Source organism: Castellaniella daejeonensis (assembly GCF_039523555.1).
Taxonomy (GTDB): Bacteria; Pseudomonadota; Gammaproteobacteria; order Burkholderiales; family Burkholderiaceae_B; genus Castellaniella; species Castellaniella daejeonensis.
Window position 1 is genome coordinate 48918 of sequence record NZ_BAAAFN010000008.1, and the last position, 25312, is coordinate 74229.

Here is a 25312-nt window from a genome sequence, read left to right on the forward strand (position 1 = left end):
TTCGGGGGGGAGGGGGTACGCGCGGATGGACGGCGCCCGCGCGTGCAGGCGCCATGTCCCCCATGCGCGGGCAGGCGCGGGAATGGTCAGTCGACCAGATCCTGGTATTCCGGGTGCCGGCGGATGAAGGCCGCCACGTACGAGCACAGCGGCCGGATCCGCCAGCCGCGCGCACGGGCCGTGTCCAGCCCGGTGCGCACCAGGTCCGCGGCGATGCCGCGCCCGCCCACCGCGGACGGGACGCCGGTGTGTGTGAACGAGGCGACCTTGCCGTCCAGCGTGTAGTCCAGCACGCAGAAGTGGCCGTCCTCCGTCCATTCGAAACGGTGGGCGGCTTCGTCGTGGCGGACCGCCCGGGTCGGCCGGGCCGCGGCGCGGGACTCAGATGACATACAGGTCCACGTACTCGTGCACCGGCATGGCTTCCAGCGTGGCCTGGTCCAGCGACGCGTCCAGGATGCGCTGCTGCTGGCGGGCGGGGAACTGGCGCGCCAGGTTGCGGCGGAACTTGGCTTCCAGGAGCGGGATGCCGTCCTTGCGGCGGCGCTTGTGGCCAATCGGGTATTCGCAGACGATCTCGTCGAGCTTGGTGCCGTCCGTGAATTCGACCGTCAGCGCGTTGGCGATGGAGCGCTTGTCCGGATCGTGGTAGTCGGCGGTGAAGGCAGGATCCTCCACGCAGACCATTTTGTCGCGCAGCGCGTCGATGCGCGGATCGGCAGCCACTTCGTCTTCGTAGTCGGCTGCGGTCAGGCGGCCGAACAGGACGGGCACGGCCACCATGTACTGGATGCAGTGGTCGCGGTCGGCGGGGTTGTGCAGCGGGCCCTTCTTGTCGATGATGCGGATGCAGGCCTCGTGCGTGCGGATCGTGATTTTCTTGATGTCGGCATCGGTCTTGCCCAGCGCCTTCATCTTTTCATGGATCTGCATGGCGCATTCCACCGCGGTCTGCGAGTGGAATTCGGCCGGGAAGGAGATCTTGAACAGCACGTTCTCCATCACGTAGGTGCCGTAGGGCCGCTGGAACTTGAAGGGCTGGCCCTTGAACAGCACGTCGTAGAAGCCCCAGACCGGCGCGGTCAGCACCGAGGGATAGCCCATTTCGCCGGTGCGGGCCATCAGGGCCAGGCGTACCGCGCGGCTGGTGGCGTCGCCCGCGGCCCAGGACTTGCGGCTGCCGGTGTTGGGCGCGTGGCGGTAGGTGCGCAGGCTCTGGCCGTCGACCCAGGCCAGGGACACGGCGTTGATGGCCTCTTCACGCGACAGGCCCAGCATCTGCGAGACCACGGCGGTGGAGGCGACCTTCACCAGCACCACGTGGTCCAGGCCGACCTTGTTGAAGGAGTTTTCCAGCGCGATGCAGCCCTGGATTTCGTGCGCCTTGATCATGCCTTCCAGCACCGTGCGCATGGTCAGGGGCGCCTTGCCGGCGGCCACTGCGTTGCGCGACAGCCAGTCGGCCACGGCCAGCACGCCGCCCAGGTTGTCGGACGGGTGGCCCCATTCGGCCGCCAGCCAGGTGTCGTTGAAATCCAGCCAGCGGATCATGCAGCCGATGTTGAAGGCGGCCTGCACGGGGTCGAGCTGGAACTGGGTGCCGGGGACCTTGGCGCCGTTGGGCACGACGGTGCCGGGCACGATGGGGCCCATGAGCTTGCGGCAGGCCGGGTATTGCAGGCCTTCGAGGCCGCAGCCCAGGGTATCGATCAGGCAGTTGCGGGCGGTCTCGAGCGCGAGCGCGCTGTCGATCTTGTAGTCGAAGACGTAGTCGACGATGTCCACCAGGACCTGGTCGGGCTGGGGACGGACGTTGGAAATGTGCGCGGACATGAGGGTTCCTGAAGAGATGCGCGGCTTACTTGCGCTTGGCCAGGGGGACGAACTTGCGATCTTCCGGACCGACGTAGTTGGCCGTCGGGCGGATGATCTTGTTGTCGATGCGTTGCTCGATGATGTGCGCCGACCAGCCGGCCGTGCGGGCGATCACGAACAGCGGGGTGAACATGGCGGTGGGCACGCCCATCATGTGGTAGGACACGGCGGAGAACCAGTCCAGGTTGGGGAACATTTTCTTGACGTCCCACATGACGGTTTCCAGGCGCTCGGCGATGTCGAACATCTTCATCGAGCCGGCCGACTTGGACAGGCGCCGGGCGACGGCCTTGATGACCTTGTTGCGCGGGTCGGACACGGTGTAGACCGGATGGCCGAAACCGATCACGACTTCCTTGGCCTCGACACGGCGGCGGATGTCGGCCTCGGCCTCGTCGGGGGTGTCGTAGCGCTTCTGGATCTCGAAGGCGACCTCGTTGGCGCCGCCGTGCTTCGGGCCGCGCAGCGCGCCGATGGCGCCGGTGATGGCCGAATACATGTCGGAGCCCGTGCCAGCGATCACGCGGCCGGTGAAGGTCGAGGCGTTGAACTCGTGTTCCGCGTACAGGATCAGCGAAGTGTGCATGGCGCGGACCCATTCTTCGGACGGGGTCTCGCCGTGCAGAAGATGCAGGAAATGGCCGCCGATGCTGTCGTCGTCGGTTTCGACGCTGATGACGCGCCCATTGTGGCTGTAGTGGTACCAGTACAGCAGGGCCGATCCCAGGCTGGCCATCAGGCGGTCCGCGATGTCGCGCGCGTCGGGCAGGTTGTGGTCATCCTTTTCGGGCAGCACGCAGCCCATCACCGAGGCGGCCGTGCGCATCACGTCCATGGGGTGGCTGGCGGCGGGCAGGGCTTCCAGGGCCACCTGGACCTGGGCAGGCAGGCCGCGCAGGCGGCGCAGCTTTTCCTTGTAGGCCTTCAGTTCGGCCGGGGTCGGCAGCTTGCCGTGGATCAGCAGGTGGGCGACTTCCTCGAATTCGCAGGTATCGGCGATGTCCAGGATGTCGTAGCCGCGGTAGTGCAGGTCGTTGCCGCTGCGGCCCACGGTGCACAGCGCGGTGTTGCCCGCGACGATGCCCGACAGGGCCACGGATTTCTTGGGCTTCGGACCGGCGGGCGCTGCGGAGGGGGCCGTGGCGGGGAGCGCGGACGCGGCCGTCTTGGGCGCGGCGGCCTTGCGGGCGGGGGTTTTCCGGGCTGCTGGGGTTTTCTTGGTCGCCATCAGGAGTCTCCTTGAGCGTGAGTGACGGATTTCGGTTCGGGTGCGGATCCCGCGGTCAGGATGCCTTGTTCTTGCCCTGCTGGAAAAGGGCGTCCAGCTGTTCCTCGTAGCGGTGGTAGCCGATCCGGTCGTAGAGCTCTTCGCGTGTCTGCATCAGGTCGAGCACCCGGTGCTGGTGGCCGTCGCGGCGGATGGCCTCGTAGACGGCCTCGGCCGCCTTGTTCATGGCGCGGAAGGCCGACAGGGGGTAGAGCACGATGCCCACGCCGGCGCCCTTGAGCTCTTCGACCGTGAACAGTGGCGTCTTGCCGAATTCGGTGATGTTCGCCAGGACCGGGACGTTCAGGCTGCTGGAGAACTTGCGGTAGGTGTCCAGGTCATAGGACGCTTCCGCGAAGATCGCATCGGCGCCGGCCTCGACGCAGGCGTGCGCGCGTTCCAGGGCGGCGTCCACGCCGCTGACGGCGATCGCGTCGGTGCGGGCGATGATGTAGAAGTCGCTGTCGGTGCGGGCGTCGACGGCGGCCTTCACGCGGTCGACCATTTCTTCGGTGCCGACGATTTCCTTGCCGGGACGGTGGCCGCAGCGCTTGGCACCGACCTGATCCTCGATGTGGCAGCCGGCGGCGCCGAACTTGATCAGGGATTTGACGGTGCGGGCGATGTTGAAGGCCGACGGCCCGAAGCCGGTGTCGATGTCCACCAGCAGGGGCAGGTCGCAGACATCGGTGATGCGTCGCACGTCGGTCAGGACGTCGTCGAGCGTATTGATGCCCAGGTCGGGCAGGCCGAGCGAGCCGGCAGCCACGCCGCCGCCCGACAGGTAGATGGCCCGGTAGCCGGCGCGCTGGGCCAGCAGGGCGTGGTTGGCGTTGATGGCCCCGATGATCTGCAGGGGGGATTCTTCGATCAGCGCCTGGCGCAGCAGGGCGCCTGGAGAGGCGGGACGAGTCATGATGGACGCTCCGGTGAGCCACCGGCATCCGGCTTGCCCGGATTCGCGGCAGCATTCGCCCCGTCGGGGGCGTGTTTCCAGTCGACGGCAGGGGCATTCTGGCCGCGGCGGGCCGGGCTGTCTGTCATCGGCTGGACATTCGGCGGCAGGCGCGGCGGGCGCGGCGGCCTCGCGGACGCGCCCGCCGCCGCCGGATTTACTTCAGCAGCTCGGCGATGCCGTCGCGCTCTTCGAGCAGTTCCTTCAGGGTGAAGTCCATGCGCTCGCGCGAGAAGGCGTCGATTTCCAGGCCTTCGACACGCGTGTATTCGCCGTTGGCCGTGGTGACCGGCACGCCGTAGATGATGCCTTCGGGGATGCCGTAGGATCCGTCGGAGGGCACGCCCATGGTGACCCACTTGCCGTTGGAACCCAGCACCCAGTCGTGGATGTGGTCGATGGCGGCGTTGGCGGCCGAGGCAGCCGAGGACAGGCCGCGCGCGGCGATGATGGCCGCGCCGCGCTTGCCGACGGTCGGGATGAAGGTGTCGCGGATCCAGGCTTCGTCGTTGATCAGGGACTGGACGGACTGGCCGCCGATGGTGGCGAAGCGCGTGTCGGGATACATGGTGGGCGAGTGGTTGCCCCACACGACGAGCTTCTCGATGTCGGCCACGGCCTTGCCGGTCTTGGCGGCGATCTGGGACAGCGCACGGTTGTGGTCCAGGCGCAGCATGGCGGTGAAGTTCTTGGACGGCAGGTCCGGGGCGGACTTCATGGCGATGTAGGCGTTGGTGTTGGCCGGGTTGCCGACCACCAGCACCTTGACGTTGCGGCTGGCGACTTCGTTCAGGGCCTTGCCCTGGGCGGTGAAGATCTGGGCGTTGACGTGCAGCAGGTCCTTGCGCTCCATGCCGGGGCCGCGCGGACGGGCGCCGACCAGCAGGGCGACGTCGGCATCCTTGAAGGCGGTGCGCGGGTCGCTGTGGGCACTCATGCCGGCCAGCAGGGGGAAGGCGCAGTCTTCCAGTTCCATCATCACGCCCTGCAGGGCCTTCTGGGCCTTTTCGTCGGGAATTTCGAGCAGCTGCAGGATGACGGGCTGGTCCTTGCCGAGCATTTCGCCCGAAGCGATGCGGAACAGCAGGGCGTAGCCGATCTGGCCGGCGGCGCCGGTGACCGCGACGCGCATGGCGGGTTTGGACATGGTGATTCTCCGATTGAGTGAGAGGATATCCGGGGGGTGTGCGAAATTGCGGGAAAGAGTAGTTTATTTCATCGGCCAGCGTCAAGAGTCTTATATCTTATATAAGACAGAAGAGTATTAGACATCCGGCCCCGGAAGTGCGAAAATGCGCCGTCTCATCCTGTAGCATGGTCACAAGGCCGTCTCTCCTGACCGACATGTCCGATTCCCCCCCCATCGATCGCCCGCAGACGCCGAGCCGCGCGCCCCACAGCGCCGCGTTCAGCCCTCTGTACCAGCAGATCAAGGGCCTGATCCTGCAGGGGCTGGACCGGGGCGAGTGGAAGCCCGGTGAAGCGATCCCCAGCGAGCTCGAGCTGGCCTCCCGGTTCCAGGTCAGCCAGGGTACCGTGCGCAAGGCCATCGACGAACTGGCCGCGGACAACCTGCTGATCCGCCGCCAGGGCAAGGGCACTTTCGTGGCCACGCACAACGAAGCCAAGGTGCGCTACCGTTTCCTGCGCCTGGCGCCCGACGACGGCCGCACCGGTGTGTCTAGCAGCCAGATCCTGGATTGCCGCCGCGCCAAGGCTTCCGCCGAAGTCGCTGCCGCCCTGGACCTGCGCGCGGGCGATGCGGTCGTGAACATGCGCCGGGTGCTGTCCTTCGACGAGGTGCCCACCATCCTGGACGACATCTGGCTGCCGGGCAGCGTCTTCAAGGGCCTGACCCTGGAATCGCTGCTGCGCTACCGGGGGCCGGTCTACGCCCTGTTTGAAACCGAGTTCGGCGTCAGCATGGTGCGCGCCGAGGAAAAAATCCGTGCCGTGAGCGCGACCGATGTCCAGGCCGAATTGCTGCGGATACAGCCGGGCAGCCCGCTGTTGCAGGTCGAGCGCATCGCCTACACCTACGGCGACCGACCCATGGAATTGCGCCGCGGCCATTACGTCACGGAACGCTACCACTACCGCAACAGTTTGAATTGACTCGCGGATGGGCGAAAATGCCGAGTGAGTCCCGAATTCCTTCCATCTTCCAACTACGAGGCCATCATGTCTGAATCAGCCACAAAGCCGCGCCCGCAGTTTCGTAACCTGGGGTTGAGCGACCTCATGAGTTACCGACTGCCTCCGGCGGCCAAAGCATCCATCATGCACCGGATCAGCGGAGCGCTGCTGTTCCTGGCGCTGCCGCTGGTGATCGTGCCGCTGTTCGCGCAAAGCGTCCAGTCGCCCGAAACCTTCGCCGCCATGAAGGAATGGGTCGCCAGCCCGGCCTGTAAGATCGTGCTGCTGGTCCTGATGTGGAGCTACTTTCATCATTTCTGCGCCGGCATCCGCTACCTGACGCTGGATCTGCACGTCGGCAATGCGCGCGAGCCTTCCCAGCGCTCCGGCGCCCTGGTGATCGGCGTGGCCCTGGCACTGACCGTGGTCTTCGGTCTCAAACTCTTTGGAGCATGGTAATGGCTCAAGAACGCATCGGTCGCAAGCGCCTGGTCGTGGGCGCCCATTACGGTACCCGCGATTTCATCGTCCAGCGCGCCACCGCCGTCATCATGGCGGTCTACACCCTGGTCCTGATCCTGTACGCAGTCCTGACGCCCAGCCTGGATTTCGAATCCTGGCGCGCCTTCTTCGCCTTCACCGTCGGCACGCTGCCGGTCGGGCAACTGCTGGCCACGGTGGCCTTCCTGTCGCTCGCATGGCATGCCTGGGTCGGCGTGCGCGACATCTGGATGGATTACGCCCATTCCGACGGCCTGCGCCTGTTCCTGCAGGTCCTGACCATCCTGTGGCTGGTGGCCGCAGTGGTCTTCTTCGGTCAAATTCTCTGGAGTCTCTAACGTGGCTGCTGTCAAGAAATCCCTTCCGCGCCGCCAGTTCGATGTGGTGGTCGTCGGTGCCGGCGGAGCCGGCCTGCGCTGTTCGCTGCAGCTGGCTCAGGCCGGCCTGTCCGTGGCCGTGCTGTCCAAGGTCTTCCCCACGCGCTCGCACACCGTGGCCGCCCAGGGTGGCGTCAGCGCCTCGCTGGGCAACATGAGCGAAGACCACTGGCAATGGCACATGTACGATACCGTCAAGGGCTCCGACTGGCTCGGCGACCAGGACGCGATCGAGTTCATGGTCCGCGAGGCGCCCAATGCCGTGTACGAACTCGAACACTTCGGCATGCCCTTCGACCGCAACCCGGACGGCACCATCTACCAGCGTCCGTTCGGCGGCCATACCTCGCACTTCGGTGAAAAGCCCGTCCAGCGCGCCTGTGCCGCTGCCGACCGCACCGGCCACGCGATGCTGCACACGCTCTACCAGCGCAACGTCGCCGCCCGCACGCAGTTCTTCGTCGAATGGATGGCGCTCGACCTCCTGCGCAACAACGACGGCGACGTGCTGGGCGTGACCGCGATGGAAATGGAAACCGGCGAAATCTACGTCCTGGAAGCCAAGCACACCGTGCTGGCCACCGGCGGCGCCGGCCGGATCTGGGCTGCGACCACCAATGCCTTCATCAACACCGGCGACGGCCTGGGCATGGCTGCGCGCGCGGGCATCCCGCTGCAGGACATGGAATTCTGGCAATTCCACCCCACCGGCGTGGCCGGCGCGGGCGTGCTGATCACCGAGGGCGTGCGCGGCGAAGGCGGCTTCCTGCTGAACAAGGACGGCGAGCGCTTCATGGAACGCTACGCGCCCCAGCTCAAGGACCTGGCGCCGCGCGACTTCGTGTCGCGCTCGATGGACCAGGAAATCAAGGAAGGCCGCGGTTGCGGCGACGGCAGCTATGTGCTGCTCAAGCTCGACCACCTGGGCGCCGAGACCATCACCAAGCGCCTGCCCTCGATCCGCGAGATCGCCATCAAGTTCGCCAACATCGACCCGATCAAGGACCCGATCCCGGTCGTGCCGACGATCCACTACCAGATGGGCGGCATCCCGGCCAACTACCACGGCCAGGTCGTCACCCGCGTCAATGGCCAGGAAAAGATCGTCAACGGCCTGTACGCGATCGGCGAGTGCGCGGCCACCTCGGTGCACGGCGCCAACCGCCTGGGCACCAACTCCCTGCTGGACCTGATCGTGTTCGGCCGCTCGGCGGGCAACTTCATCGTCTCGCAGCATCCGGAACGCGAACACAGCCACAAGCCGCTGCCCGACACCGACATCGAGGCCTCGCTGGACCGCGTCAATCGCCTGGAAACCCGCACCTCGGGCGAAAAGGCCCAGGACGTGGCCAACAAGATCCGCGTGGCGATGCAGAGCCACTGCGGCGTGTTCCGCAAGCTCGACCTCCTCAAGGAAGGCGCGGAAGTCATCGCCAGCCTGGTGCCGGAAGTCCAGGACATCTACTTCTCGGACAAGTCCAAGGTCTTCAACACCGCCCGCATCGAGGCGCTGGAAGTCGCCAACATGATCGAGGTCGCGCGCGCCACCACCAAGTCGGCAGCCAACCGCCTGGAATCGCGCGGCGCCCATGCGCTCGAGGAATACCCGGAACGCGACGACGTGAACTGGCTCAAGCACACCCTGTGGTTCTCCGAGGACGACCGTCTCGAATACACCCCGGTGCGCATGCAGCCCCTGACCGTGGACAGCATCCCGCCCAAGCCGCGTACCTTCTAATCTGGATATCGTCATGAGTCAAAAACGCATCGTGAAATTCGAGATCTACCGCTACGATCCGGACAAGGACGAACGGCCGTACATGCAGAAATTCGAGGTCGAGCTGCAGCCGACCGACAAGATGCTGCTGGACGCGATCCTGCGCATCAAGAACGAGCTCGACGACAGCCTGGCCTTGCGCCGGTCCTGCCGCGAGGGCGTGTGCGGGTCCGACGCCATGAACATCAACGGCAAGAACGGTCTGGCCTGCACGACCAACCTGCTGACGCTGAAGGAGCCCATCGTCCTCAAGCCGCTGCCCGGCCTGCCCGTGGTGCGCGACCTGATCGTGGACATGACCTTCTTCTTCGACCAGTACCATTCGATCAAGCCCTACCTCATCAACGACACGCCGCCCCCCGAAAAGGAACGCCTGCAGTCGCCCGAGGAACGCGAGGAGCTCAACGGACTGTACGAGTGCATCCTGTGCGGCTGCTGCTCGACCGCCTGTCCGTCCTTCTGGTGGAATCCGGACAAGTTCGTCGGCCCGGCCGGCCTGCTGCAAGCCTACCGCTTCATCGCCGATTCGCGCGACGAGGCCACCGGCGAGCGCCTGGACAACCTGGAAGATCCCTACCGCCTGTTCCGCTGCCACACGATCATGAATTGCACGGATGTCTGCCCCAAGGGGCTGAATCCGTCGGCCGCGATCGGCAAGATCAAGGAAATGCTCGTGCGCCGCACGGTCTGAGGCCAGAGCATGTCCGGAGACCTGTCCGTCCTGGATCGCGCCCGCCTCAGATGGCGGGCGCGTCGCGGCCTGCTCGAGAACGATCTCATCATCACGCGCTTCCTGGACACCTATGAAGCGCAGCTGACCGAGACCGACGTCCGGGCACTGACGCAGCTTTTCGAAATGGGCGACAACGAATTGCTCGACGTCCTGCTGGGACGCGCGGACCTGTCGGGGGCCTACGACGACCCCGACATCCGCAGACTCGTCGAGCAGATGAAAGCGCTGTAACTTAAAGGAAGATTCACATGCAGCTATCCGATAAAAAAGCCACGCTATCGTTTTCCGATGGCAGCCCCTCGGTCGAGTTTCCCGTCTACCAGGGCACGGTCGGTCCGGACGTGATCGACATCCGCAAGCTGTACGGCCAGACCGGGATGTTCACGTACGATCCCGGCTTCATGGCGACGGCTTCCTGCGAATCCGCCATCACCTATATCGATGGCGACAAGGGCCAGCTGCTGTACCGCGGCTACCCGATCGACCAGCTGGCGACGAACTGCGATTTCCTGTCGGTGGCCTACCTGATCATGAACGGCGAACTGCCCACGGCCGATCAGAAGAAGGAATTCGACGACGTCGTCACGCACCACACCCTGGTGCATGAGCAGATGCACACCTTCCTGCAGGGCTTCCGCCGCGACGCGCACCCGATGGCGGTGCTGACGGGCCTGGTGGGCGCGCTGTCGGCCTTCTATCACGACTCCACCGACATCACCAACCCGCACCACCGCGAAGTCTCCGCGATCCGCCTGATCGCCAAGATGCCGACCCTGGTCGCCATGGCGTACAAGCATTCCCTGGGCCAGCCCTTCATCTACCCGCAGAACGACCTGTCCTACACGGGCAACTTCCTGCGCATGATGTTCGCCACGCCCTGCGATGAATACAAGGTCAACGATGTGGTGGAGCGTGCGCTGGACCGCATCTTCATCCTGCACGCCGACCACGAGCAGAACGCCTCCACCTCCACGGTGCGTCTGTGCGGCTCCTCGGGCACCAATCCGTTTGCCGCCATCGCTGCTGGCGTGGCCTGCCTGTGGGGCCCGGCGCACGGCGGCGCCAACGAAGCCTGCCTGAACATGCTGGAAAGCATCCAGGCCCAGGGCGGGGTGGCCAAGGTCGGCGAATTCATGGAAAAGGTCAAGGACAAGAATTCGGGCGTGCGCCTGATGGGCTTCGGCCACCGGGTCTACAAGAACTACGATCCGCGCGCCAAGCTGATGCAGGAAACCTGCCGCGAAGTCCTGGATTCCCTGGGCCTGCACAACGATCCGCTGTTCAAGCTCGCCATGGAAGTCGAGCGCATCGCCCTGGAAGATCCGTACTTCGTGGAACGCAAGCTCTACCCGAACGTGGACTTCTATTCGGGCATCGTGCAGCGTGCCATCGGCATCCCCACCTCGCTGTTCACGGCGATCTTCGCCCTGGCCCGCACGGTGGGCTGGATCGCCCAGTGGAACGAGATGCTGTCCGATCCCAACTACAAGATCGGCCGTCCGCGCCAGCTGTACACCGGTGCCGCGGTGCGCGACGTGAAGTAATCCTTCCGTCCAGCCACAGCATGAAGAACGGGCCGCAAGGCCCGTTTTTCATGCCCGGCCCGGCCAGGCGCCGGTGATGCACCGACGATCCGGGAGGGCGGGGGGCCAGTTCAGGCGCGGTACCGCTCTGCGGCGTGGGCCTGCCGCAAGTCGGCGAGCAGGGCCTTGCGCGCGCTTTCCAGCGCATCCCAGTGCTCGGCTGCGTGCAATGGCGGGATGGTGACCGGCTCGCGGCGGTCGAAACCGACCAGCGCCGCGTCCACCAGCTCGCCGGGCTCCATCACTTCGGTCAGCGTGTTGATGTCGATCCCCGCCCGCTCCCAGATTTCGGTGCGTGTGGAAGCCGGCAGCACTGCCTGGACGTAGACACCTTTGGGTTCCAGTTCCCGGCTCAAACCCTGGGACAGGAACAGAACGAAAGCCTTGGTCGCGCCGTAGATCGACATGCGGAATTCCGGGGCCAGCCCCACCACCGAACCGATGTTGACGATCGCGCCCCGGCCGGCATCAGCAAGGCGTGGCGCGATCGCGGCGGCCAGGCGTGTCACTGCGCTGATGTTGAGTGTGATGAGGCGGACGATATCCTGGGCACTCTGCTGCATGAAATTGCCGGACTGGGCCATTCCGGCATTGTTGATGAGAATGCCGATACGGGTGTCATCGCGCAGGCGCGCCTCGACAGCGTCCAGGTCGGCCTGCAGCGTCAGGTCTGCGGGCAGGACGTCGATGGCGACGCGGTGTTCGTGGCGCAGACGGGCGGCGAGCGCCTCGAGCCGCTGTCTGTCGCGAGCGACCAGGACGAGGTCGTGGCCGCGTTGCGCAAAGCGCTCGGCGTAAGTGGCGCCGATGCCGGTGGATGCGCCGGTCACGAGGACGGTTGCTTGCGTGGTCATGTGGTGGTGCTCCATGGAAGAGGATTTGGCCTTTTAATGATGATGATCATAATCTAAAAAGTCAAGACTTTGATGTCGAATGTCATCAAAGTATGATGGTTCATTCCCCCACCATGAGTTCAAAGGGCCTCGAGTATGAAAGTCACCAAAGCGCAGGCACAGGCCAACCGCGAGCGCATCGTCGAGACCGCATCCAGGCTGTTTCGCGAGCGTGGCTACGACGGTGTGGGCATTGCCGACCTGATGGCCGCTGCAGGCTTCACCCATGGGGGCTTCTACAAGCATTTCGCATCCAAGGCGCAACTGATGGAAGAAGCAGCTGCGTGCGGCATTCAGCAGACCGCAGCGCAGACGGCAGACATGGACGCGGCCGGCTTCTTTCAGCGTTATGTATCTCGTGCGCACCGCGATGCCCGCGACATCGGCTGCACGCTGGCCGCTCTGGGCGGCGATGCCACGCGACAGCCTGAAGCCGTCCGCACCGCATTCGAAGCGGGAATCGAAAAGCTGCTGGAGATCCTGGTTCGCGACAGTACCCTTTCGCGCAGCGGCAGCCCGGAGCAGGCGCGCATCCGGGCACTCGCCATGCTGGTTCAGGCCGTCGGAGCCATCGTCATGTCACGGGCCTGTCCGGACGACTCGCCGCTGGCCGAGGAGATCCTGGAGGTCTGTCGCGCGGCAATTCTTGGCTCGCTGGGGTCGAGGCCGGCGGCTAACGAGCATCCGGACGCCGGGCTCGAACCGACATAAAAAACCGGCTGCCATCCGGCAGCCGGTCGTTGGGGGCAGTGCGTGTCGATCAGGCCGTTTCGCCCGCCTCCTGCTGGGCATCCACCACCGCCAGGGCCGTCATGTTGACGATGCGGCGCACCGTGGAGCTGGTCGTCAGGATGTGCACGGGACGTGCCGCACCCAGCAGCACCGGACCCATCGCCACGCCGTGGCTGCCGGTCATCTTCAGCATGTTGTAGGTGATGTTGCCGGCGTCCAGGTTGGGGGTGATCAGCAGGTTGGCCGGCCCCTTCAGCGTGGTGTCGGGATAGGCCTTGACGCGGATGGACTCGGACAGGGCCGAGTCCGCATGCATCTCGCCGTCCACTTCCAGTTCGGGCGCGCGCTGCGCGATCAGGCTGCGGGCCTCGGCCATCTTGCGCGAAGATGCCGAGGGGCGGCTGCCGAAGTTCGAGTGCGAGAGCAGGGCGACCTTGGGCACGATGCCGAAGCGGCGGACTTCCTCGGCGGCCAGGATCGTCATGTCCGCGATCTGTTCCGCGCTGGGATCCTCGTTGACGTGGGTGTCGCAGATGAACAGCGTCTGCGTCGGCAGCATCAGCACGTTCATGGCCGCGTAGGTGCGGGCGGTCGGCTTCAGGCCGATGACTTCCTGCACGTACTTCAGCTGGTTGTCGAAGCGGCTGGCGACGCCGCAGATCATGGCGTCCGCGTCGCCACGCTGCAGCAGCATGACGCCGATCAGCGAATTGTGCTTGCGCACCATCGCCTTGGCGATGTCGGGCGTCACCCCTTCGCGGCCACGCAGCTTGTAGTAGGCGCTCCAGGTCTCGTTGAAGCGGCTGTCGTCTTCCGGGTTGACGATCTCGATGTTCTGCCCCGGCACCAGGCGCAGGCCGAACTTGCGGATGCGCATGTCGATCACCGCCGGGCGGCCCACCAGGATGGGACGGGCGATCTGCTCGTCGAGCACGGTCTGTGCGGCGCGCAGCACGCGCTCATCCTCGCCGTCGGCGTAGATCACCCGCTTGGGGGCGGCCTTGGCCTGGCGGAACAGCGGGCGCATCAACTGGCCGGAGTGGTAGACGATGCTCATGAGCGACTGCCGGTAGGCGTCCAGGTCCTCGATGGGCCGCCGCGCCACGCCGGAGGCCGCGGCAGCTTCGGCGACCGCCGGCGCGATCTTGACGATCAGGCGCGGGTCGAAGGGCTTGGGAATGATGTATTCCGGCCCGAAGGACAGGTCCTGGTCGGCGTAGGCGCCGGCGACTTCGGCGCTGCTTTCGGCCTGCGCCAGTTCGGCGATGGCCTTGACGCAGGCGAGCTTCATCTCCTCGTTGATGACGGTGGCGCCGCAGTCCATCGCGCCGCGGAAGATGAAGGGAAAGCACAGTACGTTGTTGACCTGGTTCGGGTAGTCGGACCGGCCGGTGGCGATGATGCAGTCGGGCCGGGCGGCCTTGGCGTCTTCCGGGCGGATTTCGGGATCGGGGTTGGCCAGGGCAAGGATCAGCGGGCGGTCGGCCATGGAGCGCACCATGTCCTGGGTCAGCACGCCCGGGGCCGAGCAGCCCAGGAAGACATCGGCGCCCTTGCAGACGTCGGCCAGGGTGCGGGCGTCGGTCTTCTGCGCGTAGCGGGCCTTGTTGGCCTCCATCTTCTCGTCGCGGCCTTCCCAGATCACGCCGCGGGAATCGACCACGAAAATGTTCTTCCGGGGGACGCCGAGCTTGACGATCAGGTCCAGGCAGGCGATGGCGGCGGCGCCGGCGCCCGAGCACACGAGCTTGACCTGGCCGATGTCCTTGCCCACGACCTTCAGGCCGTTCAGGACGGCGGCCGAGGAAATGATGGCGGTGCCGTGCTGGTCGTCGTGGAAGACGGGGATCTTCATGCGCTCGCGCAGCTTCTTCTCGATGTAGAAGCATTCCGGCGCCTTGATGTCTTCGAGGTTGACCCCGCCCAGCGTGGGCTCCAGCGCGGCGATGATGTCGACCAGCTTGTCCGGGTCGTGCTCGTTCAGCTCGATGTCGAAGACGTCGATGCCGGCGAATTTCTTGAACAGGCAGCCCTTGCCTTCCATGACGGGCTTGGCGGCCAGGGGGCCGATGTTGCCCAGGCCGAGCACGGCCGTGCCGTTGGTCACCACCCCCACCAGATTGGCGCGCGAGGTATACCGGGCAGCGGCGGCTTCGCCCTCGGCGTGGATGGTCATGCTGGCGGCCGCCACGCCCGGGGAATAGGCCAGGCTCAGGTCGTCCTGGTTGGCCAGCGGCTTGGTCGGGACCACGGATATCTTTCCGGGGGTGGGAAATTCGTGGTAATCGAGCGCCAACTTGGCGCGATCGTCTTTCAGGTCCATGGCTGCCTGTGCTCCTGCTGCGTAGAAATTCGGTTGTATTCGTATCGCCGAAAAAAATGATTCCAGACGATTTTGCCGACGGGCCGCCCGAAGGCGGAATGCACCCAGGGGATCGGGCGGCATGCCGCCCGGAGGCGGCGCGGCGTGGTGGAATTTCCCCCAAGTGTTTGTTAATCCCAACGCCGGTCGGGCGAAAATCGGCCTGGAATGGGCGTTTTCGGCCGATCAGTTTAAACCCGCGCTGCGGGGCGGGTATACTTTGCCCTTAATACGGCTTATGCAAGGCGTCGTACCACTGCCTTCTGCCCCTGCTATCCGCCCATCGGTCTGGCCGAGTCGCGGAAGGTTTCTCAATCTGCATCGTCCGGGTGAAGCACCCGTCAGGTGAAGCGCACAATGTCTACGGAACAAGAACTCCAGTCCAACTCCTATTTGTTCGGCGCCAATGCGCCCTATGTAGAAGACCTCTACGAAGCCTACCTGGACAACCCGGGTTCCGTTCCAGACCAGTGGCGCTCCTATTTCGATCAGTTGCAGCACCAGCCTGCCGTCGATGGCCGTGAAGCCACGCGCGACCAGGCCCATGCCCCGATCGTCGCCTCCTTCGCCCAGCGCGCACGCGAAAACACCTTCCAGATCCGTCCCGCGCAGGCTTCCGACCAGGCCCTGGCGATCGCCAGCAAGCAGGTCTATGTCCAGTCCATCATCGCCGCCTACCGCTCGCTGGGTTCGCGCGTCGCCCACCTCGACCCCCTGAAGCGCCGCGACCGTCCGGAAATCCCGGAACTGGATCCCGCTTCCTACGGTCTGTCCGAGGCCGACCTCGACCAGATCTATTCGGCCACGAACACGTATTTCACCAAGGCCGACACGATGACCATGCGGGACATCCTCAAGGCCCTGCGTGACACCTACTGCCGCAACATCGGCGCCGAATTCATGCACATCTCCGATCCGGCGGTCAAGCGCTGGATCCAGGAGCGCCTGGAATCCACGCTGGGCGTGCCCGAGCTCTCCGTGGACGAAAAGCGCAACATCCTGCGCCAGGTGACCGAGGCCGAAGGCCTGGAACGCTTCCTGCACACCAAGTACGTCGGCCAGAAGCGCTTCTCCCTGGAAGGCGGCGAAAGCTTCATCGCCGCGATGGACGAAGTCGTGAACCATGCCGGCGAGAACGGCGTCCAGGAAATCGTCGTGGGCATGGCCCACCGCGGCCGCCTGAACATGCTGGTCAACATCATGGGCAAGATGCCCGGCGACCTGTTTGCCGAATTCGAAGGCAAGCACGTCCAGGCGCTGAGCGACGGCGACGTCAAGTACCACAACGGTTTCTCCAGCGACCTGTCCACGCGCGGCGGTCCGGTCCACCTGTCGCTGGCCTTCAATCCCTCGCACCTGGAAATCGTCAACCCGGTGGTCGAAGGCAGCGTGCGCGCCCGCCAGGACCGCCGCGGCGACGAGGACGGCGACCAGGTCCTTCCGGTGCTGGTGCATGGCGACGCGGCCTTTGCCGGCCAGGGCGTGGTGATGGAAACCCTGAACCTGGCCCAGACGCGCGGCTACGGCACGGGCGGAACGCTGCACATCGTCATCAACAACCAGATCGGTTTCACGACCTCGGACCCGCGCGATACGCGTTCCACGCTGTACTGCACCGACGTGGTCAAGATGATCGAAGCCCCGGTCTTCCACGTCAACGGCGACGATCCCGAAGCCGTCGTCTTCGTCACCCGCCTGGCGCTGGACTACCGCCAGCAGTTCAAGCATGACGTGGTCGTCGACATCGTCTGCTTCCGCAAGCTGGGCCACAACGAACAGGACACGCCGTCCCTGACCCAGCCGCTGATGTACAAGAGCATCGGCAAGCACCCCGGCACGCGCAAGCTCTATGCCGATCGCCTGATCGCCCAGGGCGTGCTGGCCGAGGACGAACCCGACCAGATGGTCAAGGACTACCGCCAGCTGATGGAAGACGGCCAGCACACCGTCGAACCGGTCCTGACCGACTACAAGAACAAGTACGCCACCGACTGGTCCCAGTTCCTGGGCGCCAAATGGACGGATCACGCCGACACCGGGGTTCCCCTGGCCGAGCTGACCCGCATCGGCGAAAAGCTCACCCAGGTGCCCGAAGGCTTCACCGTGCACCCGCTGGTCAAGAAACTGCTGGCCGACCGCCTGGCCATGGCGCGCGGCGAGCACCCGGTGGACTGGGGCATGGGCGAGCATCTGGCCTTCGCCACCCTGGTGGCCAACGGCTACGCCATCCGCATCACCGGGCAGGACTCGGGGCGCGGCACCTTCACCCACCGCCATGCCGTGCTGCACGACCAGAATCGCGAGCGCTGGAATGACGGCACCTATGTGCCGCTGCAGAACGTCTCCGAGAGCCAGGCGCCGTTCACGGTGATCGACTCGGTGCTGTCCGAGGCCGCGGTGCTGGGCTTCGAATACGGCTATGCCACCGCCGAACCCAATGTGCTCACCATCTGGGAAGCCCAGTTCGGCGACTTCGCCAACGGCGCCCAGGTCGTGATCGACCAGTTCATCACGTCGGGCGAGGCCAAGTGGGGCCGCCAGTGCGGCCTGGTGCTGATGCTGCCGCACGGCTACGAAGGCCAGGGCCCCGAGCACTCGTCGGCGCGCATCGAGCGTTTCCTGCAGCTGTGCGCGGACAACAACATCCAGGCCGTGCAGCCGACCACCGGCGCGCAGATCTTCCACGTGCTGCGCCGCCAGATGATCCGGCCCTTCCGCAAGCCGCTGATCCTGTTCACGCCCAAGTCGCTGCTGCGCAACAAGAACGCCACTTCGCCCCTGGAAGACCTGGCCACCGGCACCTTCCAGCCCGTGATCGGCGAAACCAGCGCGGACATCGTCCCGTCCGAGGTGAAGCGCGTGCAGGTGTGCTCCGGCAAGGTCTACTACGATCTGGTCCACGCACGCGATGAGCAGGGCCGCAAGGACGTGGCCATCCTGCGCATCGAACAGCTCTACCCCTTCGCCCACAAGTCCTTCCAGGCCGAACTGCAGAAATACCCCAACGCCAAGGAACTGGTCTGGGTGCAGGACGAGCCGCAGAACCAGGGGCCGTGGTTCTACGTGCAGCATCACCTGTACGAGAACATGAGCGACGGCCAGAAGCTCGGCTACGCCGGCCGCCCGGCCTCGGCTTCGCCTGCGGTCGGCTACCTGGCCAAGCACCAGGAACAGCAGCGGGCACTGATCGAGCAGGCGTTCTCGCCCAAGCTGAAGAGCTTCTCGCTGATCAAGTAATCCGACCTCCCTCAAATACAGACAAAACGGAAGAATCATCATGGCCATTACCGAAGTCCTCGTCCCGCAGCTTTCCGAATCCGTGTCGGAAGCCACCCTGCTCAACTGGAAGAAGCAACCCGGCGAAGCCGTGCAGGCCGACGAGATCCTGATCGAGGTCGAAACCGACAAGGTCGTGCTGGAAGTGCCGGCCCCGGTCTCGGGCGTGCTCTCGGAAATCGTCAAGGGCGACGGCAGCACCGTCACCTCGGGCGAAGTCCTTGCCCGCATCGACACCGAAGCCAAGGCCGCCGCACCGGCGCCTGCGCCCGCCGCGGCGCCCGCGCCCGCACCGGTGCCCGCCGCCGAAGCCGCCAAGCCCGCGGCCAAGTCTTCGGTGGCCTCGCCGGCCGCCGGCAAGATCCTGTCGGAAAAGGGCATCGATCCCGCCACGGTCGAAGGCACGGGCCGCGGCGGCCGCGTGACCAAGGGCGACGCCCTGAACGCCACGCAGGCGCCCGCCGCGTCCGCTGCGCCGGCCGCCCCGGTGCCGGTCAGCCTGGACGGCCGCCCCGAGCAGCGCGTGCCCATGAGCCGCCTGCGCGCCCGCGTGGCCGAGCGCCTGATCCAGTCCCAGACGGAAAACGCCATCCTGACGACCTTCAACGAGGTCAACATGCAGGCGGTCATCGATCTGCGCAAGAAGTACAAGGATTCCTTCGAGAAGGAACACGGCGTCAAGCTCGGCTTCATGTCCTTCTTCGTGAAGGCCGCCGTGGCGGCGCTCAAGCGCTACCCGATCGTCAATGCCTCGGTCGACGGCAAGGACATCATCTACCACGGCTACTTCGACATCGGCATCGCCGTGGGCAGCCCGCGCGGCCTGGTGGTGCCCATCCTGCGCAATGCCGACCAGCTCAGCATCGCTGAAATCGAGAAGCAGATCGCCGATTTCGGCCAGCGCGCCCAGGCGGGCAAGCTGAGCCTGGACGAACTCACCGGCGGCACCTTCTCGATTTCCAACGGCGGCGTGTTCGGTTCGATGCTCTCGACCCCGATCATCAACCCGCCCCAGTCGGCCATCCTCGGCATCCATGCCACCAAGGAACGTCCGGTCGTCGAGAACGGCCAGATCGTGATCCGTCCGATCAATTACCTGGCGCTGTCCTACGACCACCGCATCATCGATGGCCGCGAGGCCGTCCTGGCCCTGGTCGCCATGAAGGAAGCCCTGGAAGACCCGCAGCGCCTGCTGCTGGGCGTCTGATCCCGGACCCGGCAAAAACCCCCGCGCGCGCCCGTTCCGGGCGCGCCTGGCGGGCGTGCGCATGACGCGCCGCCCGCGCATTCATTCGAGGACTCATCATGGCAAAACAATTCGATGTGATCGTGATCGGCGCCGGTCCCGGCGGCTATATCGCCGCCATCCGCGCCGCCCAGCTGGGCCTGGCCGTGGCCTGCGTGGACGCCTGGACCAGCCCGGCCGGCAAGCCCGCGCCAGGCGGCACCTGCACCAACGTCGGCTGCATTCCGTCCAAGGCCCTGCTGCAATCGTCCGAGCACTACGAGCAACTGAACCATCATTTCGCCGATCACGGCATCTCGGCCAAGGACGTCAGCCTGGACCTGGCCAAGCTGATCGGCCGCAAGGACACGGTGGTCAAGCAGAACAACGAAGGCATCCTGTTCCTGTTCAAGAAGAACAAGGTGTCCTTCTTCCACGGCACCGGCTCGCTGGCCGCCAAGACCGATTTCGGCTGGTCGGTCAAGGTCTCCGGCAAGACCGAGGAAGACCTGGAAGGCCGCCACGTGATCGTCGCCACCGGCTCCAGCGCGCGCGAGCTGCCCGGCGCGCCTTTCGATGAAGATCGGATCCTCTCGAACGACGGCGCCCTGCGGATTCCCGCGGTGCCCAAGAAGCTCGGCATCATCGGTGCGGGCGTCATCGGCCTGGAAATGGGCAGCGTGTGGCGCCGCCTGGGCGCCGAGGTGACCGTCCTTGAAGCCATGCCCGACTTCCTCGGCGCGGTCGACCGCGATGTGGCCAAGGAAGCCCAGAAGGCGCTCGTCAAGCAGGGCCTGAACATCCAGACCGGCGTGCGCATCGGCGAAGTCAAGACCTCGGCCAAGGGCGTCAACGTGCAGTACACGGATGCGGCCGGCGCCGAGCAGAAGCTGACGGCCGACCACCTCATCGTATCCATCGGCCGCGTGCCCAACACGCAGGGCCTGGGCGCCGATGTGGTGGGTCTGAAGCTGGACGAGCGCGGCTTCGTGGCCGTCGACGAGGACTGCCGCACCAACCTGCCCAACGTCTGGGCGGTGGGCGACGTGGTGCGCGGCCCGATGCTGGCGCACAAGGCCGAAGAAGAGGGCGTGGCGGTGGCCGAGCGCATCGCCGGCCAGCACGGGCACGTCAATTTCGACACGATCCCCTGGGTCATCTACACCTCGCCCGAAGTCGCCTGGGTCGGCAAGTCCGAGCAGGCGCTGAAGGCCGAGGGCCGCGACTACAAGGCGGGCAGCTTCCCCTTCATGGCCAACGGCCGCGCCCGTGCGCTGGGCGACACCACCGGTTTCGTCAAGATCCTGGCCGACGCCAAGACGGACGAAGTCCTGGGGGTGCACATCGTCGGGCCGATGGCCTCCGAACTGATCGCCGAAGCCGTGACCATCATGGAATTCCGCGGCGCCGCCGAGGACATCGCGCGCATCTGCCATGCGCACCCGACCCTCTCCGAAGCCGTCAAGGAAGCCGCCCTGGCCGTCGACAAGCGCACGCTGAACCTGTAGTCATCGATGGATGTCAGCGCGTATTACGCGCAGGCCCTGCGCGAGCGGGGCTTCGTCGCTGACGAAGCCCAGCGCGCAGCGGTCGTGCGCCTGCAGCGGTACTATGACGACTGGATCGAATTCAAGCGCCAGCGCTCGAATGGCCTGAAGAAGCTGTTCCTGCGCCCGGCCGTGCCGCGCGGGGTCTACCTGTGGGGCGGCGTCGGACGCGGCAAGAGCTTCCTGATGGACGCGTTCTACCTGACCGTGCCCGTCAAGCGCAAGGTGCGCCTGCATTTCCATGAGTTCATGCGCGGGGTGCACCGAGAAATCCGCGCCGTCAGCGGCGAGGCCGATCCGCTGGACCACGTGGCGCGCAAGATCGCGGCGCGCTACCGCCTGATCTGCTTCGACGAGTTCCACGTATCGGACGTGGCGGACGCCATGATCCTGTACCGGCTGCTGCTGCGCCTGTTCGAACATGGCACGTCCTTCGTCATGACCTCGAACTACGAGCCGTCCACGCTCTATCCCGACGGCCTGCACCGCGACCGCATCCTGCCGGCCATCGCCCTGATCCAGGAAAGGATGGACGTGATGAACGTGGATGCCGGCGTGGACTACCGGCGCCGCACCCTGTCGCAGCTGAGAACCTACATCACGCCCATCGTGGCCGCGACCCACGACGAGCTGCGCTCGGCCTTCGATCGCCTGGCCGACACCGCCGAACAGAAACCGGTCCTGACCATCGAGAACCGCGAGATCCGTGCGGTGGCACTGGCCGGCACCGTGGTCTGGTTCGATTTCATGGCGCTGTGCGGCACGCCGCGCTCGCAGAACGACTACCTGGACCTGGCCGACCGGTTCCAGACCGTGATCGTGTCCGACGTGCCGCGCATGAGTCCGCGCCAGGCGTCCGAGGCGCGCCGCTTCACCTGGCTGGTGGACGTGCTGTACGACCACAAGGTCAAGCTGATCCTGTCGGCCCAATGCCCGGCCGATGAGCTATATACTCAAGGCCCGATGTCGAACGAATTTTCCCGCACCGTGTCGCGCCTGATGGAAATGCAGTCGCGCGAATACCTGGCCGAAACGCGCCGGGCCTCGGTCGTCCTGTAGGGACACGCCCCGGCCGCCCGGCACTTCCCTCCGGAAACCCCATGAGCACATCCGTCACCCGCGTCCTGACAGGCATCACCACGTCGGGCACCCCCCACCTGGGCAATTACGCCGGCGCCATCCGCCCGGCGATCCAGGCCAGTGCCGAGCCGGGCGTGGACGCCTTCTTCTTCCTGGCCGATTACCATGCACTGATCAAGTGCGACGATCCGGCGCGCATCGCGCGTTCGCGGCTGGAGATCGCGGCAACCTGGGTTGCCGCCGGCCTCGACACTGACCGGACCACTTTCTATCGCCAGTCGGACGTTCCCGAGATTCCGGAACTGTGCTGGATGCTGAATTGCGTCACGGCCAAGGGCCTGATGAACCGCGCCCATGCCTACAAGGCTTCGGTCGACGCCAATGTCGCCAAGGGCGTCGAGCCGGACGACGGCGTCACCATGGGGCTGTTTTCCTATCCGGTGCTGATGGCCGCCGACATCCTGATGTTCAATGCCCACCGTGTCCCGGTGGGGCGCGACCAGATCCAGCACCTGGAAATGGCGCGCGACATCGCCCAGCGTTTCAACCACCTGTACGGCCGGGGCGAAGACCTGTTCGTGCTGCCGGAAGTGCAGATCGACGAGGCCGTCGCCACGCTGCCGGGCCTGGACGGGCGCAAGATGTCCAAGAGCTACGACAACACCATCCCCCTGTTCGAGGGTGGCGCGAAGGCGTTGAAATCGGCCGTGGCGCGGATCGTCACGGATTCGCGCCTGCCGGGCGAACCCAAGGATGCCGAGGGGTCGCACCTGTATACGCTGTACCAGGCTTTCGCCACGCCGGCACAGGCGGCGGATTTCCGCGCCGCCCTGGAAGGCGGCCTGGGCTGGGGCGAGGCCAAGCAGGCGCTGTGCGAGCGGATCGAGGACCAGATCGGCCCGATGCGCGAGCGCTATGCGGAACTGATGGCGCATCCGGAAAGGATCGAAGAGATCCTGCAGGCCGGCGCAGCCAAGGCCCGGCGCATTGCCACTCCCATGATGGCCCGCCTGCGCGAGGCCGTGGGCCTGCGCATGTCGGCCGGGACGGGCGCCGGCGCAGCGCGCACCAGTCCGGCGTCCGGCGCCGGGCGCGCCGGCCGTGCCAGGGTCGTGTCCTTCCGGGGCGATGACGGCCGTTTCCGCCAGCGCCTGTTCGGTGCCGATGGCGCCGAGCTGCTGCTGTCGGAACCCTTCGACGATCCCAAGGCCCTGAACCGCCTGGGCCGTTCCTTTGCCGGCCGCGACCTGTCGGGCCTGGCCGCGGACGGCGGCGGCCTGGTCTCCCTGGAGGATGCGGGCCTGTGCTGGGCGCGCGTCCCTGCCGACCGGCTCGCGGCGGTCCAGGAAGCCCTGGCCCAGATCTGAAGCCTGCGCTGGCCGCACATATCGAATTTCGTCTGTCTGATCGATAGGATGTGCTTCAAATGAACATGCGTGTGTTGCTCGCCGCCGCGCTGGCGGCTTCGGCCTTGGCTGCCCCCTTGTCTTCCCTCGCGGGGTCGGCGGATTTCAATCTGGGGGCCGTGTCCCTGTACAAGGACCGGGGTGTTGACCAGGACGGGCGCAACGAGTCGGTGCGCCCGGCCATCCAGGGCGGGGTGGACTATACCTTCGATAGTGGTTTCTACGTGGGTAACTGGAATTCGACGGGCCGCTTCGGCAACGCCGACCTGGAAGTGGATGCCAAGGGCGGCTACCGGACGCAGCTGTCCAGGAACCTGGGCATCGACGCCGGCTACATCCATTATTTCTATCCCGGCGAAGGCTCGAGCAATTCGGGCGAGGTCTACGCGGGCCTGCAATACCGGCGGCTCGGGCTCAAGGTCTATCGCGGGATGCGCCAGGACGTCAACAAGAACGATATGTACTATCGCGTCGACTATGCCCATCCGCTGATGGACAGGCTGGACGTGACCCTGGGCGCCGGATACCAGACCTACGATGCGACCAGCCTGCGCAACAAGTTCGACTACAGCGTCGGCCTGGACTACGCGCTGGGCAAGCACGTGACGCTGTCGAGCGCGGTCGTGGGGGCCAACCGCCGGCACGACGTGAACGACGGTTCGCGCGATCCGCGCTTCGTCGTGGGGGCGGGCGCCCGCTTCTAGGGGGCGCCGCCCAGGCCGCCCGGGTACCGGCCGGACCGTTCAGCCATCCAGCCGGACGGTCTTGGCCTCGACACGGCCGCGCAGCCATTCCAGGGCCAGCAGCAGGGCGGTCGAGAACAGGATCAGGATGGTCGCCACGGCGGCGATCACCGGACTGATGTTCTCGCGGATGCCGGTGAACATCTGGCGCGGCAGGGTGACCTGCTCGGGCCCCGCCAGGAACAGCGTGATGACGATTTCGTCGAAGGCCGTGGCGAAGGCGAACAGGGCGCCCGCGATGACGCCCGGGGCGATGATGGGCAGCGTCACCCGGAAGAAAGTCTGCACGGGGCCCGCGCCCAGGCTGTAGCTGGCGCGCAGCAGATTGGGGTCGAAGCCCTGCAGCGTCGCCGACACGGTGGTGACCACGAAGGGCGCGCCGATCGCGGCCAGGGCCAGGATCAGGCCGGTATAGCTGTTGGCCAGGCCGTAGGGTGCGAAGAACAGGTAGATGCCCAGGCCGGTCACCACCAGCGGCACGATCATCGGCGAGATCAGCACGGCCATCAGCAACCCCTTGCCGCGGAATTCGACCCGGTGCAGGCCGGCCGCGGCCAGGGTGCCCAGGACGGTGGCCAGCAGGGTGGCGGCGGGGGCGATGATGAAGCTGTTGGCCGTGGCGCGGGCCCATTCGTCCGAATGGAACAGAGTCTCGTACCAGCGCAGCGAGAACGATTGGATCGGATAGAGCAGCAACGAGCTCTGGTTGAACGACAGCGGCACGATCACCAGGATCGGCAGCAGCAGGAACAGCAGGATCAACGCGCACAGGATGCGCAGCGTGTAGTGCCAGGCGCGTTCGCCGGGGGACAGGTAGGGCGGTAATTCGGTCTTGAACATGGTC

At 65.8% G+C, this 25312-nt stretch carries 22 protein-coding genes; 14 read left to right on the forward strand and 8 right to left on the reverse strand.

The genetic code is table 11. The annotated features are described in order from the left end of the window. Positions 1–86: 86 nt before the first annotated feature. From ABD022_RS05110 to ABD022_RS05130, 5 genes are all read right to left on the reverse strand, one after another. Complete coding sequence (locus ABD022_RS05110; protein ID WP_325126168.1) at positions 87–392, reverse strand: GNAT family N-acetyltransferase; 306 nt, start codon at positions 390–392, stop codon at positions 87–89. Beyond that, on the reverse strand, positions 382–1833 hold the full coding sequence (locus ABD022_RS05115) for a bifunctional 2-methylcitrate dehydratase/aconitate hydratase (protein WP_325126170.1): 1452 nt from the start codon (positions 1831–1833) through the stop codon (positions 382–384). Before ABD022_RS05115 ends, ABD022_RS05110 begins: the two co-directional genes overlap by 11 nt. Before the next feature lie 25 nt (positions 1834–1858). Next, a complete protein-coding gene (gene prpC / locus ABD022_RS05120; protein ID WP_343820327.1) occupies positions 1859–3103 on the reverse strand; it encodes a bifunctional 2-methylcitrate synthase/citrate synthase in 1245 nt (414 codons plus the stop codon). Between the two features lie 55 nt (positions 3104–3158). Then, on the reverse strand, positions 3159–4058 hold the full coding sequence (prpB, locus tag ABD022_RS05125; protein ID WP_325126175.1) for a methylisocitrate lyase: 900 nt from the start codon (positions 4056–4058) through the stop codon (positions 3159–3161). Between the two features lie 196 nt (positions 4059–4254). Next, positions 4255–5244, reverse strand: a complete 990-nt coding sequence (locus tag ABD022_RS05130; protein ID WP_325126178.1) for a malate dehydrogenase — start codon at positions 5242–5244, stop codon at positions 4255–4257. Positions 5245–5441: 197 nt separating this feature from the next. On the opposite strand from ABD022_RS05130, the gene ABD022_RS05135 reads away from it, so the two are divergent. The 7 genes from ABD022_RS05135 (at position 5442) to ABD022_RS05165 (ending at position 11165) form a co-directional block, all read left to right on the forward strand. Next, entirely contained in the window at positions 5442–6212 is a 771-nt protein-coding gene (locus ABD022_RS05135; RefSeq protein WP_325126180.1) for a GntR family transcriptional regulator, read from the forward strand. Positions 6213–6278: 66 nt separating this feature from the next. Then, positions 6279–6692: a succinate dehydrogenase, cytochrome b556 subunit gene (gene sdhC, locus ABD022_RS05140; protein ID WP_325126182.1), complete on the forward strand. Its 414-nt coding sequence runs from the start codon at positions 6279–6281 to the stop codon at positions 6690–6692. Continuing rightward, positions 6692–7072, forward strand: a complete 381-nt coding sequence (gene sdhD, locus ABD022_RS05145) for a succinate dehydrogenase, hydrophobic membrane anchor protein (RefSeq protein WP_325126184.1) — start codon at positions 6692–6694, stop codon at positions 7070–7072. The genes sdhC and sdhD overlap by 1 nt, the downstream gene beginning before the upstream one ends. 1 nt (position 7073) lies before the next feature. After that, positions 7074–8849, forward strand: coding sequence for a succinate dehydrogenase flavoprotein subunit (gene sdhA / locus ABD022_RS05150; protein ID WP_325126186.1), 1776 nt, complete (start codon positions 7074–7076; stop codon positions 8847–8849). Positions 8850–8862: 13 nt separating this feature from the next. Then, complete coding sequence (locus ABD022_RS05155; protein ID WP_325126187.1) at positions 8863–9579, forward strand: succinate dehydrogenase iron-sulfur subunit; 717 nt, start codon at positions 8863–8865, stop codon at positions 9577–9579. 9 nt (positions 9580–9588) lie between these two features. After that, entirely contained in the window at positions 9589–9852 is a 264-nt protein-coding gene (locus tag ABD022_RS05160) for an FAD assembly factor SdhE (protein WP_325126188.1), read from the forward strand. A 17-nt stretch (positions 9853–9869) separates the two neighbouring features. Then, entirely contained in the window at positions 9870–11165 is a 1296-nt protein-coding gene (locus tag ABD022_RS05165; RefSeq protein ID WP_325126190.1) for a citrate synthase, read from the forward strand. 110 nt (positions 11166–11275) lie between these two features. Here the strand turns inward: ABD022_RS05165 and ABD022_RS05170 are convergent, their stop codons facing one another. Continuing rightward, entirely contained in the window at positions 11276–12058 is a 783-nt protein-coding gene (locus ABD022_RS05170; protein WP_343820330.1) for an SDR family NAD(P)-dependent oxidoreductase, read from the reverse strand. Between the two features lie 135 nt (positions 12059–12193). Here ABD022_RS05170 and ABD022_RS05175 point away from each other — a divergent pair, with 135 nt between their 5' ends. Then, a complete protein-coding gene (locus ABD022_RS05175) occupies positions 12194–12808 on the forward strand; it encodes a TetR/AcrR family transcriptional regulator (RefSeq protein ID WP_325126194.1) in 615 nt (204 codons plus the stop codon). A gap of 49 nt (positions 12809–12857) precedes the next feature. Here the strand turns inward: ABD022_RS05175 and ABD022_RS05180 are convergent, their stop codons facing one another. Continuing rightward, entirely contained in the window at positions 12858–15152 is a 2295-nt protein-coding gene (locus ABD022_RS05180; RefSeq protein WP_325126195.1) for an NADP-dependent malic enzyme, read from the reverse strand. Between the two features lie 396 nt (positions 15153–15548). On the opposite strand from ABD022_RS05180, the gene ABD022_RS05185 reads away from it, so the two are divergent. From ABD022_RS05185 to ABD022_RS05210, 6 genes are all read left to right on the forward strand, one after another. Continuing rightward, positions 15549–18428, forward strand: a complete 2880-nt coding sequence (locus ABD022_RS05185; protein WP_325126197.1) for a 2-oxoglutarate dehydrogenase E1 component — start codon at positions 15549–15551, stop codon at positions 18426–18428. A 40-nt stretch (positions 18429–18468) separates the two neighbouring features. Beyond that, a complete protein-coding gene (gene odhB / locus ABD022_RS05190; RefSeq protein ID WP_325126199.1) occupies positions 18469–19674 on the forward strand; it encodes a 2-oxoglutarate dehydrogenase complex dihydrolipoyllysine-residue succinyltransferase in 1206 nt (401 codons plus the stop codon). A gap of 98 nt (positions 19675–19772) precedes the next feature. Further along, complete coding sequence (gene lpdA / locus ABD022_RS05195; RefSeq protein WP_325126200.1) at positions 19773–21200, forward strand: dihydrolipoyl dehydrogenase; 1428 nt, start codon at positions 19773–19775, stop codon at positions 21198–21200. A gap of 6 nt (positions 21201–21206) precedes the next feature. Further along, positions 21207–22298: a cell division protein ZapE gene (gene zapE, locus ABD022_RS05200; RefSeq protein WP_325126201.1), complete on the forward strand. Its 1092-nt coding sequence runs from the start codon at positions 21207–21209 to the stop codon at positions 22296–22298. 41 nt (positions 22299–22339) lie between these two features. Further along, entirely contained in the window at positions 22340–23686 is a 1347-nt protein-coding gene (locus ABD022_RS05205; protein ID WP_325126202.1) for a tryptophan--tRNA ligase, read from the forward strand. A gap of 59 nt (positions 23687–23745) precedes the next feature. Further along, positions 23746–24429 (forward strand): TorF family putative porin, encoded by a 684-nt coding sequence (locus tag ABD022_RS05210; protein WP_343820334.1) that lies wholly within the window; start codon positions 23746–23748, stop codon positions 24427–24429. 39 nt (positions 24430–24468) lie between these two features. Here the strand turns inward: ABD022_RS05210 and ABD022_RS05215 are convergent, their stop codons facing one another. Further along, the gene (locus tag ABD022_RS05215) at positions 24469–25308 is read right to left on the reverse strand and encodes an ABC transporter permease (RefSeq protein WP_325126204.1); all 840 of its coding nucleotides are present in this window, start codon (positions 25306–25308) and stop codon (positions 24469–24471) included. Positions 25309–25312: the final 4 nt, after the last annotated feature.